We start from the raw sequence: 422 nt of genomic DNA, 5'->3' as shown, positions 1-422 counted from the left end.
CCAAGTTAGCTCGGACAAGTTGCAATCGAGTGCCCGAGATTGCCTTAAGGTCGCAGGATGCTTCTAAGGCCAGCCAAAGAGATGGAAGAAGGACGCGTAGTCCTGACAGTGTGTCCTATAGTTCGCCAAAGTGAAAATCCTGCTCCCGCAACCAAAAAAACCAGTCAGATATCAAGCACTTAGCCTCGCATAACGCGAGGCTTTTTGATTTGCGCCATCCTCACTGGAAGCACTGTGGAAGCAAGCGGGACAGAAGAGGGGATGTGCTTTGCGGGCAATCGCAGTATGCATTGAAGCTCTCGAGGAACTTGGCGCGATTAACGTTTACGATTTTTGATAATGGAGTGTAGAGCGCGTCGAGCGTATCTTTTATGAGTTGTGTCGAGGTTTGGACGGCGATGTCCGTGGCCATGTCGTTCATT

Annotated in this window: 1 protein-coding gene; it reads right to left on the bottom strand. The window is 50.2% G+C overall.

The genetic code is table 11. The features are described 5' to 3' along the window. Positions 1-220: 220 nt before the first annotated feature. Positions 221-422: hypothetical protein (locus tag ACOQFT_RS00620; protein ID WP_421596137.1), on the bottom strand; the 202-nt coding region annotated here is incomplete at its 5' end.

It is taken from the genome of Ruegeria sp. MALMAid1280 (genome assembly GCF_049195285.1).
Classification (GTDB): domain Bacteria; phylum Pseudomonadota; class Alphaproteobacteria; order Rhodobacterales; family Rhodobacteraceae; genus Ruegeria.
The sequence above is the reverse complement of the archived record's forward strand: the minus strand, read 5'-3'. Positions and strand labels throughout refer to the sequence as shown.